The 14,875-nt window shown below is 56.9% G+C and carries 15 protein-coding genes; 10 read left to right on the top strand and 5 right to left on the bottom strand.

Annotated elements, in window-relative coordinates:
* Nucleotides 1–5 precede the first annotated feature (5 nt).
* Nucleotides 6–1,448 carry a pyruvate kinase gene (gene pyk / locus FN633_RS09770; protein WP_154057572.1) on the bottom strand — a complete coding sequence of 481 codons (1,443 nt, stop codon included), beginning with the start codon at nucleotides 1,446–1,448 and terminating at the stop codon, nucleotides 6–8.
* Nucleotides 1,449–1,574: 126 nt separating this feature from the next.
* Complete coding sequence (locus FN633_RS09765; protein ID WP_154058896.1) at nucleotides 1,575–2,444, bottom strand: MurR/RpiR family transcriptional regulator; 870 nt, start codon at nucleotides 2,442–2,444, stop codon at nucleotides 1,575–1,577.
* A gap of 345 nt (nucleotides 2,445–2,789) precedes the next feature.
* Between FN633_RS09765 and zwf the strand changes: the two genes are divergently transcribed.
* The 3 genes from zwf to kdgA all read left to right on the top strand — a co-directional run bounded on the left by zwf (nucleotide 2,790) and on the right by kdgA (nucleotide 7,016).
* Nucleotides 2,790–4,265 carry a glucose-6-phosphate dehydrogenase gene (gene zwf, locus FN633_RS09760; protein ID WP_042391346.1) on the top strand — a complete coding sequence of 492 codons (1,476 nt, stop codon included), beginning with the start codon at nucleotides 2,790–2,792 and terminating at the stop codon, nucleotides 4,263–4,265.
* Nucleotides 4,266–4,524: 259 nt separating this feature from the next.
* Entirely contained in the window at nucleotides 4,525–6,336 is a 1,812-nt protein-coding gene (edd, locus tag FN633_RS09755; protein WP_154057571.1) for a phosphogluconate dehydratase, read from the top strand.
* A gap of 38 nt (nucleotides 6,337–6,374) precedes the next feature.
* On the top strand, nucleotides 6,375–7,016 hold the full coding sequence (gene kdgA / locus FN633_RS09750) for a bifunctional 4-hydroxy-2-oxoglutarate aldolase/2-dehydro-3-deoxy-phosphogluconate aldolase (protein WP_042391344.1): 642 nt from the start codon (nucleotides 6,375–6,377) through the stop codon (nucleotides 7,014–7,016).
* Between the two features lie 6 nt (nucleotides 7,017–7,022).
* Here the strand turns inward: kdgA and purT are convergent, their stop codons facing one another.
* On the bottom strand, nucleotides 7,023–8,210 hold the full coding sequence (gene purT, locus FN633_RS09745; protein ID WP_154057570.1) for a formate-dependent phosphoribosylglycinamide formyltransferase: 1,188 nt from the start codon (nucleotides 8,208–8,210) through the stop codon (nucleotides 7,023–7,025).
* A gap of 131 nt (nucleotides 8,211–8,341) precedes the next feature.
* Here purT and FN633_RS09740 point away from each other — a divergent pair, with 131 nt between their 5' ends.
* The 4 genes from FN633_RS09740 to ptrB all read left to right on the top strand — a co-directional run bounded on the left by FN633_RS09740 (nucleotide 8,342) and on the right by ptrB (nucleotide 11,960).
* On the top strand, nucleotides 8,342–8,650 hold the full coding sequence (locus FN633_RS09740; protein WP_042391341.1) for a YebG family protein: 309 nt from the start codon (nucleotides 8,342–8,344) through the stop codon (nucleotides 8,648–8,650).
* Nucleotides 8,651–8,715: 65 nt separating this feature from the next.
* Nucleotides 8,716–9,063 (top strand): protein YebF, encoded by a 348-nt coding sequence (yebF, locus tag FN633_RS09735; protein WP_154057569.1) that lies wholly within the window; start codon nucleotides 8,716–8,718, stop codon nucleotides 9,061–9,063.
* Between the two features lie 95 nt (nucleotides 9,064–9,158).
* Complete coding sequence (locus FN633_RS09730) at nucleotides 9,159–9,818, top strand: tellurite resistance TerB family protein (RefSeq protein ID WP_042391338.1); 660 nt, start codon at nucleotides 9,159–9,161, stop codon at nucleotides 9,816–9,818.
* 84 nt (nucleotides 9,819–9,902) lie between these two features.
* Nucleotides 9,903–11,960, top strand: coding sequence for an oligopeptidase B (gene ptrB / locus FN633_RS09725; RefSeq protein ID WP_154057568.1), 2,058 nt, complete (start codon nucleotides 9,903–9,905; stop codon nucleotides 11,958–11,960).
* Here the strand turns inward: ptrB and exoX are convergent.
* Both exoX and FN633_RS09715 read right to left on the bottom strand, forming a co-directional pair.
* A complete protein-coding gene (gene exoX, locus FN633_RS09720; RefSeq protein ID WP_154057567.1) occupies nucleotides 11,957–12,619 on the bottom strand; it encodes an exodeoxyribonuclease X in 663 nt (220 codons plus the stop codon). The two genes, ptrB and exoX, sit on opposite strands and share 4 nt — an antisense overlap.
* Nucleotides 12,620–12,643: 24 nt before the next feature.
* Entirely contained in the window at nucleotides 12,644–12,874 is a 231-nt protein-coding gene (locus FN633_RS09715) for a DNA polymerase III subunit theta (protein ID WP_042391334.1), read from the bottom strand.
* Nucleotides 12,875–13,008: 134 nt separating this feature from the next.
* Between FN633_RS09715 and yobA the strand changes: the two genes are divergently transcribed.
* The 3 genes from yobA to FN633_RS09700 are packed head-to-tail and all read left to right on the top strand — an operon-like array spanning nucleotide 13,009 to nucleotide 14,602.
* Nucleotides 13,009–13,383 carry a CopC domain-containing protein YobA gene (gene yobA / locus FN633_RS09710; protein WP_154057566.1) on the top strand — a complete coding sequence of 125 codons (375 nt, stop codon included), beginning with the start codon at nucleotides 13,009–13,011 and terminating at the stop codon, nucleotides 13,381–13,383.
* Between the two features lies 1 nt (nucleotide 13,384).
* The gene (gene copD / locus FN633_RS09705) at nucleotides 13,385–14,248 is read left to right on the top strand and encodes a copper homeostasis membrane protein CopD (RefSeq protein WP_154057565.1); all 864 of its coding nucleotides are present in this window, start codon (nucleotides 13,385–13,387) and stop codon (nucleotides 14,246–14,248) included.
* 15 nt (nucleotides 14,249–14,263) lie between these two features.
* Nucleotides 14,264–14,602, top strand: a complete 339-nt coding sequence (locus tag FN633_RS09700; protein WP_154057564.1) for a YebY family protein — start codon at nucleotides 14,264–14,266, stop codon at nucleotides 14,600–14,602.
* The last annotated feature ends 273 nt before the right edge of the window (nucleotides 14,603–14,875 follow it).

The following is a 14,875-nucleotide window of genomic DNA, read 5'->3' as shown; positions in this document are numbered from 1 at the left end:
GGATCTTATTCCACCGTCAGGATGCGGGTGGTATTGGTGGTGCCGATGGTGCCCATCACGTCGCCCTGGGTCACGATAACCAGATCGCCGGAAACCAGATAGCCTTTGTCACGCAGCAGGTTGACCGCGTCATGGGCGGCGACCACGCCGTCGTTGTTGCTGTCGAAGTACACCGGGGTGACGCCACGGTAAAGTGCCGTCAGGTTCAGGGTACGCTCATGGCGTGACATGGCGAAGATCGGCAGACCGGAGCTGATACGCGAGGTCATCAGCGCGGTACGGCCCGATTCGGTCATGGTGATAATAGCGGTCACACCCTTCAGGTGGTTGGCGGCATACATCGCTGACATCGCAATGGCCTCTTCCACGTTCTCGAACTGGATATCGAGGCGGTGTTTGGAGACGTTGATGCTGGGGATCTTCTCGGCACCCAGGCAGACGCAGGCCATCGCGGCCACGGTTTCCGCAGGATACTGACCAGCAGCGGTCTCGGCAGAGAGCATCACGGCATCGGTCCCATCCAGCACGGCGTTGGCGACGTCCATCACTTCGGCGCGGGTCGGCATCGGGTTAGTGATCATCGACTCCATCATCTGGGTCGCGGTGATCACCGAGCGGTTAAGCTGGCGTGCGCGGCGGATCAGTGCCTTCTGAATGCCCACCAGCTCCGGGTCGCCAATTTCAACGCCGAGGTCGCCACGGGCCACCATCACCACGTCAGAAGCAAGGATCACGTCGTCCATTGCGTCCTGATCGCAAACGGCTTCCGCACGCTCAACCTTAGCAACGATTTTGGCATCGCAGCCTGCATCACGCGCCAGGCGACGGGCGTAGTTCAGGTCTTCCCCGCAGCGTGGGAAGGAGACGGCCAGGTAGTCGACGCCAATCTGCGCGGCGGTGATGATATCGGCTTTGTCTTTGTCGGTCAGCGCTTCGGCGGAGAGACCACCGCCCAGCTTGTTGATGCCTTTGTTATTCGACAGCGGACCGCCAACGGTCACTTCGGTAAAGACCTTCATACCCTGAACTTCAAGGACCTTCAGCTGTACGCGACCGTCGTCGAGCAGCAGGATGTCGCCAGGAACCACGTCCGCAGGCAGGCCTTTATAGTCGATGCCGACGCGCTCTTTATCGCCTTCGCCTTTACCGAGATTGGCATCAAGCAGGAATTTGTCGCCAATGTTGAGGAAGACTTTCCCCTCTTTGAAGGTCGATACACGAATTTTTGGACCCTGCAGGTCCCCTAGAATAGCAACATGACGCCCCAGTTTTGCCGCAATCTCGCGCACTTTATCTGCACGCAGCTTGTGATCTTCTGGCGTGCCGTGGGAGAAGTTCATCCGTACCACGTTAGCGCCAGCAGCGATGATCTTTTCAAGGTTATTATCGCGGTCGGTAGCTGGACCCAAGGTGGTAACGATTTTAGTTCTGCGAAGCCTTCTGGACATGTATTACTCCGTTGACTGAAACAACCAGGTGTTGCGTGAATATGAATCCGGCAGTTCTGCGCGCCGATTTGGCAAATCAAAAACTTAACCGAATGCCGTAATGAATTACAACGCTGTTATAAAATTTTAATGTTTATCGCTCCCGGTCAGGAGCTCCTTATCAAAACGCGATTCTTTAAGCGCTTCCTTGACTCGCTTCAAGTTATCTCTGAATTTTGCTCCCCGACGCAGGGTAAATCCTGTCGCCAGCACGTCGATGACCGTGAGCTGGGCCAAACGCGAGACCATCGGCATATAGATGTCGGTATCTTCCGGCACGTCCAGGGTAATGGCCAGCGTCGCTTCCCGGGCCAGCGGCGTGCCCGCCGAGGTGATGGCAATGACCATGGCATCGCTATCGCGGGCCAGCTGTGCCAGCTCCACCAGGCTTTTGGTCCGGCCAGTGTGGGAGATCAGCACCACCACGTCATCTTCATTGCAGTTCATGCAGCTCATGCGCTGCAGGACGATGTCATCGGTGTAGACCACCGGCACGTTGAAGCGGAAGAATTTGTTCATGGCGTCGTGCGCCACCGCCGCCGAGGAGCCAAGGCCAAAGAAGGCGATCTTCTTCGCCTGGGTGAGCAGATCGACGGCGCGGTTAACGGCGGGCATATCCAACGACTGGCGCACGTGGTCCAGGCTGGCCATTGCCGACTCAAATATTTTACCGGTATAGGCCTCAACGCTGTCATCTTCATCGACATTGCGATTAACATAGGGCGTACCGTTAGCCAGACTCTGGGCGAGATGGAGCTTGAAATCAGGGAAGCCACGGGTTTCCATGCTGCGGCAGAAACGGTTTACCGTGGGTTCGCTGACCCCGGCCTCGTGCGCCAGCGCAGCGATGCTGGAGTGGATGGCCTGGTCCGGCGAGGTGAGTATGACTTCCGCCACTTTTCGTTCGGATTTGCTAAGGTGTTCCAGCTGAGACTGAATTTTTTCCAGCATGTTCATTATTAACGGGGTGCCCATGGCTAAAATCAACTTCAACAACGGATGAAATTGTGCTGCGGTTCAGTCGATATTACCCTTGTGGGGCCAGGAAAGGTAAAGAACAGCGGGAAAAAGTGTTGTTTTTTTTCATTACATGATCAGAGTCGGATTTTAGCTACTCGATTCCAGACAAAATCCCTGATTTTTCAGGGCGATTTACCCAATTTTTAGCCGCCTGAGCGAAAGCGCACGGTAGGATAAGCGGTAACGGTTTCGGGTTTTACGTAAAAGCAGTACAGTGCAGTGTAATAAAATTACAGCTATGCCCTGGCGAAAGTACCGGGGCAGCCAACTGAGGAGAATGACATGGCGGTAACGCAAACAGCCCAGGCATGTGACCTGGTCATTTTCGGCGCGAAAGGCGATCTTGCACGCCGGAAATTGCTGCCTTCCCTGTATCAGCTAGAAAAAGCAGGCCAGATCCACCCTGAGACGCGTATCCTGGGGGTAGGGCGTGCGGACTGGGATAAAGAGAAGTACACCGAAATCGTGCGTGAAGCGCTCGAGACCTTCATGAAAGAGAAAATCGATGAAAGCCTCTGGGATACGCTCAGCGGACGCCTCGATTTCTGTAACCTTGACGTCAACGATACCACCGCATTTACCCGTCTTGGTGACATGCTCGATCAGAAGAATCGCGTTACCATCAACTACTTCGCCATGCCGCCGAGCACCTTTGGCGCTATCTGCAAAGGCCTGGGTGAAGCAAAACTCAACGCCAAACCCGCGCGCGTGGTGATGGAAAAACCGCTGGGCACCTCCCTCGACACCTCCCGTGAAATCAACGACCAGGTGGGCGAGTACTTTGAAGAGTGCCAGGTTTACCGTATCGACCACTACCTCGGTAAAGAGACGGTGCTGAACCTGCTGGCGCTGCGCTTTGCTAACTCGCTGTTCGTCAACAACTGGGACAACCGCACCATCGACCACGTGGAGATCACCGTAGCGGAAGAGGTGGGCATCGAAGGCCGCTGGGGCTATTTCGACCAGGCCGGACAGATGCGCGACATGATCCAGAACCACCTGCTCCAGGTTCTCTGCATGATCGCCATGTCGCCGCCGTCGGATCTCTCTGCGGACAGCATTCGCGATGCGAAAGTGAAGGTGCTGAAATCCCTGCGCCGTATTGACCGCTCGAACGTGCGTGAAAAAACCGTGCGCGGTCAGTACACCGCCGGTTTTGCCCAGGGCAAGAAAGTCCCGGGCTATCTGGAAGAAGAGGGCGCAAACAAAACCAGCAACACCGAAACCTTCGTGGCGATCCGCGTGGATATCGACGACTGGCGCTGGGCCGACGTGCCGTTCTACCTGCGTACCGGCAAACGCCTGCCGACCAAGTGCTCTGAAGTGGTGGTCTACTTTAAAACTCCGCCGCTGAACCTGTTTAAAGAGTCCTGGCAGGATCTGCCCCAGAACAAGCTCACCATCCGCCTGCAGCCGGACGAAGGCGTGGATATCCAGATCCTCAACAAGGTTCCGGGTCTCGATCACAAGCATAACCTGCAAACCACCAAGCTGGATCTGAGCTACTCCGAGACCTTTAACGAAACCCATTTAGCCGATGCTTACGAGCGTCTGCTGCTGGAGACGATGCGCGGCATCCAGGCGCTGTTTGTGCGTCGCGATGAGGTAGAAGAGGCGTGGAAATGGGTCGACTCCATCACCGAAGCCTGGGCGATGGATAACGAGTCACCGAAGCCTTACCAGGCCGGTACCTGGGGTCCTGTCGCATCGGTGGCCATGATCACCCGCGACGGCCGCTCCTGGAACGAATTCGAGTAACTAACCCCTCTTGTTAAGACGGCCCTGCGGGGCCGTTTTTTTATGTTTAATGCTCCTCTATTTTACCGGTAACATGATCTAACACAGATTCCTGCACAATTTTCACTCTTTTGCATCGCCCCCGGATTCACCCGTAACGCTTTTTTTATTACACTGGCTGAAGCGATTTTGCCTCCGGCCTGCGGTGGATGACTGGTTTTTGCATCATCATTTTCACGACTACGCTGCCGTCCGGGACACCTCATTTTCAGGAGCCTTTATGAACTCGACATTGTTACGGGTAACAAAGCGTATTATCGATCGTTCTCATGCCACCCGCAGCGCCTACCTCGCCCGCATCGAACAAGCGAAAAGCAATACCGTGCATCGTTCGTCGCTGGCCTGCGGTAACCTGGCCCACGGTTTCGCCGCCTGCCAGCCGGAGGACAAGGCCTCGCTGAAAAGCATGCTGCGTAACAACGTCGCCATTATCACCTCCTACAACGATATGCTCTCCGCGCACCAGCCCTATGAACGCTACCCTGACATTATTCGTAAAGCCCTACACTCGGTTAACGCCGTAGGCCAGGTCGCGGGCGGCGTCCCGGCCATGTGCGATGGTGTGACCCAGGGCCAGGACGGCATGGAGCTCTCTCTCCTTAGCCGCGAAATCATCGCTATGTCTGCCGCCGTCGGCCTGTCGCATAATATGTTCGACGGCGCGCTCTACCTCGGCGTCTGCGATAAAATCGTCCCGGGCCTGGCGATGGCCGCGCTGTCATTTGGTCACCTGCCAGCGCTGTTTGTACCGTCAGGCCCGATGGCCAGCGGCCTGCCGAATAAAGAGAAGGTGCGGATCCGCCAGCTTTATGCAGAAGGCAAAGTGGACCGCATGGCGCTGCTGGAGTCCGAGGCGGCTTCCTACCATGCCCCTGGTACCTGCACCTTCTACGGTACGGCCAATACCAACCAGATGGTTATTGAATTTATGGGCATGCAGCTGCCGGGCTCGTCGTTTGTCCATCCTGACGCGCCGCTGCGTGAAGCCCTGACCGTGGCGGCCGCACGCCAGGTAACGCGTTTGACCGGCAACGGCAACGAGTGGATGCCGCTCGGCAAGATGATCGACGAGAAGGTCGTGGTTAACGGCATTGTCGCCCTGCTGGCGACCGGCGGCTCCACTAACCACACCATGCACTTGGTAGCGATGGCGCGGGCGGCGGGTATCATCATCAACTGGGATGACTTCTCTGAACTCTCGGAAGTGGTTCCCCTGATGGCGCGCCTTTACCCGAACGGCCCGGCGGATATCAACCACTTCCAGGCGGCGGGCGGTGTGCCGGTGCTGATGCGCGAGCTACTGAAGGGCGGCCTGCTGCATGAAGATGTGAATACCGTGGTCGGCCACGGGCTGTCACGCTATACCCTTGAGCCGTGGCTGAACGAGGGCGAGCTGGACTGGCGCGAGGGGGCCAGCGCCTCGCTGGATAGTGAGATCATTGCCTCTATCGACAAGCCGTTCTCGCACCACGGCGGCACGAAAGTGCTCAGCGGTAACCTGGGACGTGCGGTCATGAAAACCTCTGCCGTTCCGGTTGAGAACCAGGTCGTTGAGGCCCCGGCGGTGATTTTTGAGAGCCAGCACGACGTGTTACCGGCGTTTGAGGCCGGTCTGCTTGACCGTGACTGCGTGGTTGTTGTCCGACATCAAGGGCCAAAAGCGAACGGCATGCCAGAATTACATAAACTGATGCCGCCACTTGGTGTATTATTGGACCGCCGTTTCAAAATCGCATTAGTCACCGATGGACGGCTCTCCGGCGCATCAGGTAAAGTACCGTCGGCGATCCATGTGACACCAGAAGCGTATGATGGCGGGTTGCTGGCAAAAGTACGCGAGGGCGATATCATCCGCGTAAATGGACAGACAGGGGAGCTCACTCTGCTGGTGGATGAAACCGAGCTTGCTGCACGTCAGCCGCACATTCCTGACCTGAGTAGCGCGCGTGTCGGTACTGGCCGCGAAATGTTTAGCGCACTGCGTGAAAAGCTCTCCGGTGCGGAGCAGGGCGCAACCTGTATCACTTTTTAAACTGATTAATTTTTAGATCGGGCGAGAGAAAAACTCTGATGAAAAATTGGAAAACGAGTGCTGAAGCAATCCTGAAAACGGGTCCTGTTGTACCGGTTATCGTGGTGAACAAACTGGAACATGCTGTACCGATGGCGAAAGCCCTGGTGGCCGGTGGCGTTCGCGTGCTGGAAGTCACTCTGCGTACCGCCTGCGCCATGGATGCGATCCGCGCCATTGCGAAAGAAGTCCCGGAAGCAATCATTGGTGCCGGTACGGTACTGAACCCGCAGCAGCTGGCGGAAGTGACCGAAGCCGGCGCGCAGTTTGCTATCAGCCCGGGCCTGACCGAGCCGCTGCTGAAGGCAGCAACTGAAGGCACCATTCCGCTGATCCCAGGCATCAGCACCGTGTCTGAACTGATGCTCGGCCTCGACTACGGTCTGAAAGAGTTCAAATTCTTCCCAGCGGAAGCTAACGGCGGCACCAAAGCACTGCAGGCGATTGCTGGCCCGTTCTCGCAGGTGCGTTTCTGCCCGACCGGCGGCATCTCTCCGGCGAACTACCGTGACTACCTGGCGCTGAAAAGCGTGCTGTGCATCGGTGGCTCATGGCTGGTACCGGCTGACGCGCTGGAAGCGGGTGACTACGATCGCATTACCAAGCTGGCTCGCGAAGCGGTAGAAGGCGCGCAGCAGTAATCGTTGTCATATCCCAACAAAAACGGGCACCACGCTGGCAGCAGCATGTTTCGCGCGCTCTACCGCATCCTCTACGCTTTCACCGGTGGCTAACGCCACGCCTAAGCGCCGCGTGCCATCGATCTCCGGCTTGCCGAACAGGCGCAGCTGAAGGCCCGTACCCACCGCCGCCTGCACGTTATCAAAGATCACGTTATCGCTCTTCAACACAGGCAGGATCACCGCTGAGGCGGACGGGCCGTACTGACGCACGCCGCCTACCGGCAGACCCATAAAGGCGCGTACGTGCAGAGCAAACTCTGAGAGATCCTGGGAGATCAGCGTGACCATGCCGGTATCGTGTGGACGCGGTGATACCTCGCTGAAGATCACCTCATCACCGCAGACAAACAGCTCCACGCCGAACAGCCCGTAGCCGCCTAGCGCCAGCACGACTTCCTGAGCAATGGCCTGGGCGCGGGAGAGAGCCAGCTCGCTCATCTGCTGCGGCTGCCAGGATTCACGGTAGTCGCCATCCTCCTGGCGATGGCCGATAGGGTCACAGAAGTGCACCCCGTCAACGGCGCTCACGGTAAGGAGGGTAATTTCAAAGTCAAACTTAACCACGCCTTCGACAATGACGCGTCCCGCTCCAGCGCGCCCGCCGAGTTGGGCGTACTGCCAGGCATCATGTAGCTGATCGGCACTGCGAATAAAGCTCTGGCCCTTGCCAGAGGAGCTCATCACCGGTTTGATAATGCACGGTAGCCCGAGCGCAGCAACCGCCTCTTGAAATGCGGTTTCGCTGTCGGCGAAGCGGTAGGTTGAAGTAGGTAGGCCCAGCTCTTCAGCCGCCAGGCGGCGGATCCCCTCCCGGTTCATAGTCAGCTTCGCGGCACGGGCGCAGGGCACCACCTGCTGGCCCTGGGCCTCAAGCTCAAGCAGCGTATCGGTGGCGATAGCCTCGATCTCCGGCACGATAAAATCCGGTTTCTCCTGCGCCACCAAAGTTTTTAACGCCTCGCCGTCCAGCATGTTGATCACGTGCGAACGATGGGCGACGTGCATTGCCGGGGCGTCTGCATAGCGGTCCACCGCAATCACTTCAATGCCCAGACGCTGGCACTCAATCGCCACCTCTTTACCCAGCTCACCAGAGCCCAACAGCATTACACGCGTGGCTGCCGGACGCAGCGCCGTACCTAAAAAAGTCATACTATCCACCCGGTTAAAAATTTCGGACTATTATACACGAAAACGTTTGCGTGTCTTTTTTCGGCTTGCATTCCTGCAGGGAAATGCTTACTATAATACTGTATAAATAAACAGGTAAATGAGGCTGCATTATGGCGGTTGAAGTCAAATACGTGGTAATCCGCGAAGGTGAGGAAAAAATGTCTTTTGCCAGCAAAAAGGAAGCCGATGCGTACGACAAAATGCTCGATCTGGCGGAAGTACTGGAAGGCGTGCTGGTAAACGCCCCCGTTGCGTTTGATGACGCGCAGCGCGAGCAGATGGCGCTGTGGCTGGCAGAGCAGAAAGAGACCCTCAGTGCGGTCTTCCGCTCCGGTAAGCTGCCGGATCCTGATGCCGCGCCAATCAAAAGCGATACCGTAACGGATATGCCGACGGCGAAGCGTAGCAAAGTAGCCTAACCGCAGCTTGCGCTGCCGGTAATTTGTACCATGCTTTGTGTGGGTTATGCGCACAGGAGATAAGCATGAACAAATTAGGATTACTGCTCGGCCTTGCCCTGCTGGCCGGCAGCGTTAGCGTACAGGCTGCCAAGAGTAAATCAGTGAAGTTTCCCAGCTGCGAAGGGCTAGATGCCGCCGGTATCGCCGCCAGCGTCAAGCGTGACTATCAGCAAAACCGCATTGCGCGCTGGGCCGACGATCAAGAGACGTTGGGGCAGGCCGATCCCGTTGCCTGGGTCAACGTCAAAGAGATTACCGGGCAAGAGGATAAGTGGACCGTTCCGCTGACCGTTCGCGGTAAAAACACCGATATTCACTACCAGGTGGCGGTAGACTGCAAAGGCGGCAAGGCCGTCTATACCCATCGTTAACCCTCCCCGTATTTTCGCTTCTTTAGTCAGCTTAGACATTTCCTGACAACCCCTCGCTTACTCTGTGGTTTGACACAGAATAATCGGGGGGAACTATGACTAACTGGATGAATCAATTGCAGTCGTTGCTGGGCCAGAAAGGGGCGTCCGCCTCATCGGGTGACGGGCAGGGATTGAGCAAGCTGCTGGTGCCCGGCGCACTGGGTGGCCTGGCGGGCCTGCTGGTCTCGAACTCCTCTTCCCGTAAGCTGCTCACGAAATATGGAACCAGCGCGCTGCTGATGGGTGGCGGGGCCGTTGCCGGCACGGTGCTGTGGAACAAATATAAAGACCGCGTGCGCAGTACGCACCAGGATGAGCCGCAGTTTGGTCAGCAGAGCTCGCCGCTGGATGTGCGCACCGAACGTCTGATCCTGGCGCTGGTCTTTGCCGCGAAAAGCGACGGCCACATTGATGCCCGCGAGCGTGAGGCCATCGATGCGCAAATGCGGGAGGCGGGCGTTGAGGAGCAGGGTAGAGCGCTGGTGGCGCAGGCTATCGAGCAGCCGCTCGATCCTCAGCGGTTAGCCCGTGACGTGCGTAACGAGGAGGAGGCGCTGGAGCTGTACTTCCTCAGCTGTGCGGCTATCGATATCGATCACTTTATGGAGCGTAGCTATCTTAACGCCCTCGGTGATGCCTTGAAGATCCCCCAGGACGTGCGCGACGGCATTGAACAGGACTTGAAAGCGCAAAAAAGCGCGCTGCCAGGCTAGCTTACACGCGTTGGTGGCGCGTTTCGCTTGCAACATGCGTGGGTTTTGCCACCCTTATAGGGTGTAAACTGAAAAGATAACGCTATGCCACCAAAAGCAAAAACAGTACCGCACGTCATGACTCTGCATGGCGATATGCGAACAGACGACTACTACTGGCTGCGCGACGATACGCGTTCGGATCAGGATGTCCTGGATTATTTGCACCAGGAGAATGACTACGGGCGCGACATCATGGCCTCGCAGCAGGTGTTACAGGAGCGCCTGCTTAAAGAGATTGTCGACCGACTTCCCCAGCGCGAAGTTTCCGCCTCCTACACCCGCAACGGCTACCGCTACCGGCACGTCTATGAGCCGGGATGCGAGTACGCCATCTATCAGCGCCAGTCGGTGCTCAGCAGCGAGTGGGATGAGTGGCAGGTGCTGCTGGATGCCAACAAGCGGGCCGCTCACAGTGAGTTCTATACCCTGGGCGGGCTTGCCGTGTCGCCAGATAATAAGATCATGGCGCTGGCAGAGGACTACCTCTCCCGGCGGCAGTATGGCCTGCGTTTTCGTAATCTGGAAACCGGGAACTGGTATCCAGAGATGCTGGATAACGTCACGCCTGACTTCGTCTGGATCAACGACTCCGAAACGCTCTACTACGTGCGCAAGCATGCCAAAACGCTGCTGCCTTATCAGGTATGGCGACACACCATCGGTACGCCTGCCTGCCAGGATGAGCTGGTCTACGAGGAGAAGGACGAGACCTACTACGTCAGCCTGCATAAGACGACCTCCCAGCACTATGTGATTATCTATCTGGCCAGCGCCACCACCAGCGAATGTCTGCTGCTGGATGCCGAGCTGCCGGATGCCCAGCCGATCATGTTTCTGCCCCGGCGCAAAGATCACGAGTACAACCTCGACCACTACCAGCACACGTTCTATCTGCGCTCAAACCGCGAAGGGAAAAACTTCGGTCTCTATCGCACTAAGGTGCGTAATGATAAGCAGTGGGAGGTGCTGATCCCGCCCCGGGATCACATTATGCTGGAGGGCTTTACGCTGTTTACCGACTGGCTGGTGGTGGAAGAGCGCCAGCGTGGCTTAACCAGTCTGCGGCAGATCAACCGTAAAACCCGCGAAGTGACCGGTATCGCCTTTGACGATCCGGCCTATGTGACCTGGCTGGCCTATAATCCCGAGCCGGAAACCTCCCGGCTACGCTATGGCTACTCCTCTATGACGACGCCAGATACGCTATTTGAGCTGGATATGGATACCGGTGAACGGCGGGTGCTCAAACAGACGGAGGTCCACGGCTTTGATGCCAGCCAGTACCGCAGCGAACATCTGTGGATCAAGGCACGTGACGGCGTAGAGGTTCCCGTCTCGCTGGTGTATAACCGAAAACACTTCCGTAAGGGACAGAATCCACTGCTGGTTTACGGCTACGGCTCCTACGGCACCAGCATCGATGCCGACTTCAGCAGCAGCCGCCTGAGCCTGCTGGATCGCGGCTTTGTCTATGCCATCGCCCATATTCGTGGCGGCGGCGAGCTGGGCCAGCACTGGTATGAGGACGGTAAGTTTCTCAAAAAGAGAAACACCTTTAATGACTATATTGACGTCTGTGACGCGCTGCTGGCACAGGGTTACGGCTCCACGCGCTACTGCTACGGCATGGGCGGCAGTGCGGGCGGAATGTTGATCGGCACGGTGATTAACGAGCGCCCAGGCCTGTTCCATGGGGCAATCGCCCAGGTACCCTTTGTGGACGTAGTGACCACTATGCTGGATGAGACAATTCCATTAACCACCGGCGAGTTTGAGGAGTGGGGCAATCCGCAGGACGAGACCTACTATCACTATATGAAAAGCTACAGCCCGTACGATAACGTCAGCGCTCAGGCCTATCCGCACCTGCTGGTGACAACCGGCCTGCATGACTCCCAGGTGCAGTACTGGGAGCCCGCCAAGTGGGTGGCGAAGCTGCGGGCAACCAAAACCGATGATAATCTGCTGCTGCTTTGTACGGATATGGATGCGGGCCACGGTGGGAAGTCGGGCCGCTTTAAATCTTATGAAGGCGTCGCGCTGGAGTTCGCTTTCCTTGTGGCGCTGGCGCAGGGCACGCTGCCGGGCAAGAAAAGCTAGTTTTCATCTAAATAGTGCTTTAGCGTCAGCCGCAGTTCGGGGCTCATGCGCTCCAGGTTGTTGTACAGCCAGCGCAGGTACCCCGGATCGCGATCGGCGATTTCGGATACCGCTTTACCGCGATATTTACCAAAGGTAAAGGTGGTCATCAGGGCAGGGCGACCAGTGATCGTCGCCATCTGGTCCGGCGTCCAGCCCGACGTCTCCATGATGTCAATCAGCAGCGCAGCGGTGATGTAGCAATCATACAGCGCCCGGTGATGATGCAGCCCCGGCGGCGTCTGTACGCTCAGCTTGCGCGACTTGTAGAGCGCCATGTTACTGTACTGGATCCCCGGCCACAGGCGACGGGCCAGCTTCATGGTGCAGATCCACTCTCCGGGCATCTCCGGCAGCACGCGGCGATCGAAGCTGGCGTTGTGCGCGACGTACCAGCTGCTGCCCAGGTAGTGGGGCAGTATCTCTTCAATCCACGGCTGATCGGCCACCATCTCTTCGGTGATGCGGTGGATGGCCATCGCCTGATGACTGATGGGGCGATCCGGACGCACAAGGTGGCTCATCGGATTCACAATCTGACCGTCGATGACATCCACCGAGGCAATTTCAACGATGCCGCCCTGCAGGCCACAGGTTTCAGTATCGATTACGCGTAACATCCTCTTCTCCAGCAACCGGGTCGATTATTTGATTTTAGGTTCGTAGGGCAGGCGTGAAAGCGACACGGATGCCAGGCGGTGGGCAATCAGCCGCTCGCGAAACCAGTCCCGCAGATGAGCGGGCTGTTCGCGCTCCACCACCTCTGCGATAACCGGCATATTGTAACGCTCTTTAAAGGCCACGCCAGCGGCCGCCAGGTCAACGTTCACTTTGTCCATTTCGTCCTGAGGCAGTAATGCAAGATTGGTTTTCATTGGTCCTCCCGGTTTAACGGCGCAAAAGTACTAAGCCTGCTGCAGAAAGGCAAGTCCGTATCGGTACAGACTCGACTGTAACATTATACAGAGTTATTCTTTGTCCTATAGACATAACAAAAGGGAATAGAACGATGGGTTTTACCGCAAAGTTTACCTGCCGCACGCTACTGCTGTTGGCCTCTCTCGCTGCCTCGCCTGCGGTTTTCGCACATGCTCACCTGAAACACCAGTATCCCGCCGCCGATGCGAACGTCACCGCGGCTCCGCAGGCGCTGACACTCAATTTTTCCGAGGGCATTGAACCCAAGTTCAGCGGCGTAAAGGTGACCGGTTCACAGCAGCAGGCGGTAAAAATAGGCGCGGTAAAGCGTAACGACAACGATAAAACGCAGCTCATTGCGCCCATCGAACAGGCGCTCACGCCCGGTGAGTATACCGTAGAGTGGCACGTTGTCTCCGTTGATGGGCATAAAACGCAGGGCAGCTACCGATTCAGCGTGAAGTAATATGCTCGCGCTTTGCTACGTTGGCCTGCGGTTTATCCATTTTCTGACGCTGATGTTGGTATTTGGCAGCAGCGCGTTTGCGCACTGGCTTGCTGACCCGACGATCCGCCCTGCGCTCCAGCGACGTTTTATGCCTATGCAGCGCGGCGCGCTGGCGCTGGCATTTTTCAGCGCGCTACTGATGTTTGCCGTGCAGGGCGGTATGATGGGCAACGGCTGGCACGACGTCTGGCAGCCGGATATCTGGCTGGCGGTAAGCGAAACGCAATTTGGCAGCGTCTGGCTGTGGCAGATTGTTCTTGCGCTGGCAGCGCTGCTGCTGGGTTTGATGTATCAGCAGGGACGGGTGCTGCTGCTGGTAACCGCCCAACTGCTGCTGCTGGCGAATACCGGCCATGCGGCAATGCATGATGGGGCAACGGGCGTACTTACCCGGCTTAATTATGCCGTGCATCTTCTGTGTGCTGCCGCCTGGTTTGGCGGACTGCTGCCGGTACTGTATTGTATGCAGCGGGTAAAAACGCACAGCCGCCTGGCGGCGATAAACAGCCTGATGCGCTTCTCCCGTTACGGACATCTGGCGGTTGCAGGGGTGTTACTCTCCGGCATTATCAACGCGCTTCTTATTCAGGGCGCGGTGCTGCCGTGGCACAGTTCGTATGGTCAGCTGCTGCTGGTCAAATGCGCGCTGGTACTGCTGATGGTGATGATTGCTCTGGTAAACCGCTATGTGCTGGTACCTCGTTTTCGTGTGCAGGAAGCCCGTGCGCGCGCGGTATTTATCCGGATGACGCAAGCTGAAGTGGTTCTCGGCATTGTGGTGCTGGCAACGGTCAGCCTGTTTGCGACACTTGAACCTTTTTGAATAACTGGCGAAAAAATGAAAAAAAGTATTCTCACTCTTTTATTACTCACCTGTTCGGCCAGTGCGCTGGCCGCGCCGCAGGTGATCACCGTAAGCCGCTTAGACATGGGTAAAGAGAAATGGGCCTTTAACCGTGAAGAGGTGATGCTCACCTGCCGTCCTGGCCATGCGCTGTTTGCTATCAATCCCAGTACGCTGGTGCAGTATCCGCTCAACGATGCCGCAGAGCAGCAGGTCGCCAAAGGCCAGAACAGCGGCCAACCTATCTCCGTTATTCAGGTCGATGATCCCGCGAAGCCTGGGGAAAAGATGAGCCTTGCCCCGTTTATCGAGCGGGCTGAAACGCTCTGCTAATGTCGGCTTGATCCCTAACAAAAAACCGCAGGCTTCATTAACGAAGCGTTGCGGTTTTTTGTTTATGCCGTGACAATCACTCTTTTTTTCCTGCCACCGATGCTGGGGACTGGAAAAGCTGGCGCTGTCATCTATTCTTAAAGTGCCAGGCGTATTTAGCCTGCATTAATGCCAACTTTTAGCGCACGGCTCTCTCCCAAGAGCCATTTCCCTGGACCGAGTACAGGAATCGTATTCGGTCTTTTTTTATATGCTTGATTACTAAAGGTTTTT

The organism is Pseudescherichia vulneris, from assembly GCF_902164725.1.
GTDB lineage: Bacteria > Pseudomonadota > Gammaproteobacteria > Enterobacterales > Enterobacteriaceae > Pseudescherichia > Pseudescherichia vulneris.
This window is presented reverse-complemented; position numbering and strand designations above follow the sequence as displayed.

Bases quoted from the DNA above. Each gene is read 5' to 3' on its own strand.
- edd (WP_154057571.1), top strand. From the start codon at position 4,525: ATGAACTCGACATTGTTACGGGTAACAAAGCGTATTATCGATCGTTCT.
- ptrB (WP_154057568.1), top strand. From the start codon at position 9,903: ATGCCACCAAAAGCAAAAACAGTACCGCACGTCATGACTCTGCATGGC.
- purT (WP_154057570.1), bottom strand. From the start codon at position 8,210: ATGACTTTTTTAGGTACGGCGCTGCGTCCGGCAGCCACGCGTGTAATG.
- yebF (WP_154057569.1), top strand. From the start codon at position 8,716: ATGAACAAATTAGGATTACTGCTCGGCCTTGCCCTGCTGGCCGGCAGC.
- FN633_RS09700 (WP_154057564.1), top strand. From the start codon at position 14,264: ATGAAAAAAAGTATTCTCACTCTTTTATTACTCACCTGTTCGGCCAGT.
- FN633_RS09730 (WP_042391338.1), top strand. From the start codon at position 9,159: ATGACTAACTGGATGAATCAATTGCAGTCGTTGCTGGGCCAGAAAGGG.
- yobA (WP_154057566.1), top strand. From the start codon at position 13,009: ATGGGTTTTACCGCAAAGTTTACCTGCCGCACGCTACTGCTGTTGGCC.
- zwf (WP_042391346.1), top strand. From the start codon at position 2,790: ATGGCGGTAACGCAAACAGCCCAGGCATGTGACCTGGTCATTTTCGGC.
- FN633_RS09765 (WP_154058896.1), bottom strand. From the start codon at position 2,444: ATGAACATGCTGGAAAAAATTCAGTCTCAGCTGGAACACCTTAGCAAA.
- exoX (WP_154057567.1), bottom strand. From the start codon at position 12,619: ATGTTACGCGTAATCGATACTGAAACCTGTGGCCTGCAGGGCGGCATC.
- kdgA (WP_042391344.1), top strand. From the start codon at position 6,375: ATGAAAAATTGGAAAACGAGTGCTGAAGCAATCCTGAAAACGGGTCCT.
- FN633_RS09740 (WP_042391341.1), top strand. From the start codon at position 8,342: ATGGCGGTTGAAGTCAAATACGTGGTAATCCGCGAAGGTGAGGAAAAA.
- copD (WP_154057565.1), top strand. From the start codon at position 13,385: ATGCTCGCGCTTTGCTACGTTGGCCTGCGGTTTATCCATTTTCTGACG.
- pyk (WP_154057572.1), bottom strand. From the start codon at position 1,448: ATGTCCAGAAGGCTTCGCAGAACTAAAATCGTTACCACCTTGGGTCCA.
- FN633_RS09715 (WP_042391334.1), bottom strand. From the start codon at position 12,874: ATGAAAACCAATCTTGCATTACTGCCTCAGGACGAAATGGACAAAGTG.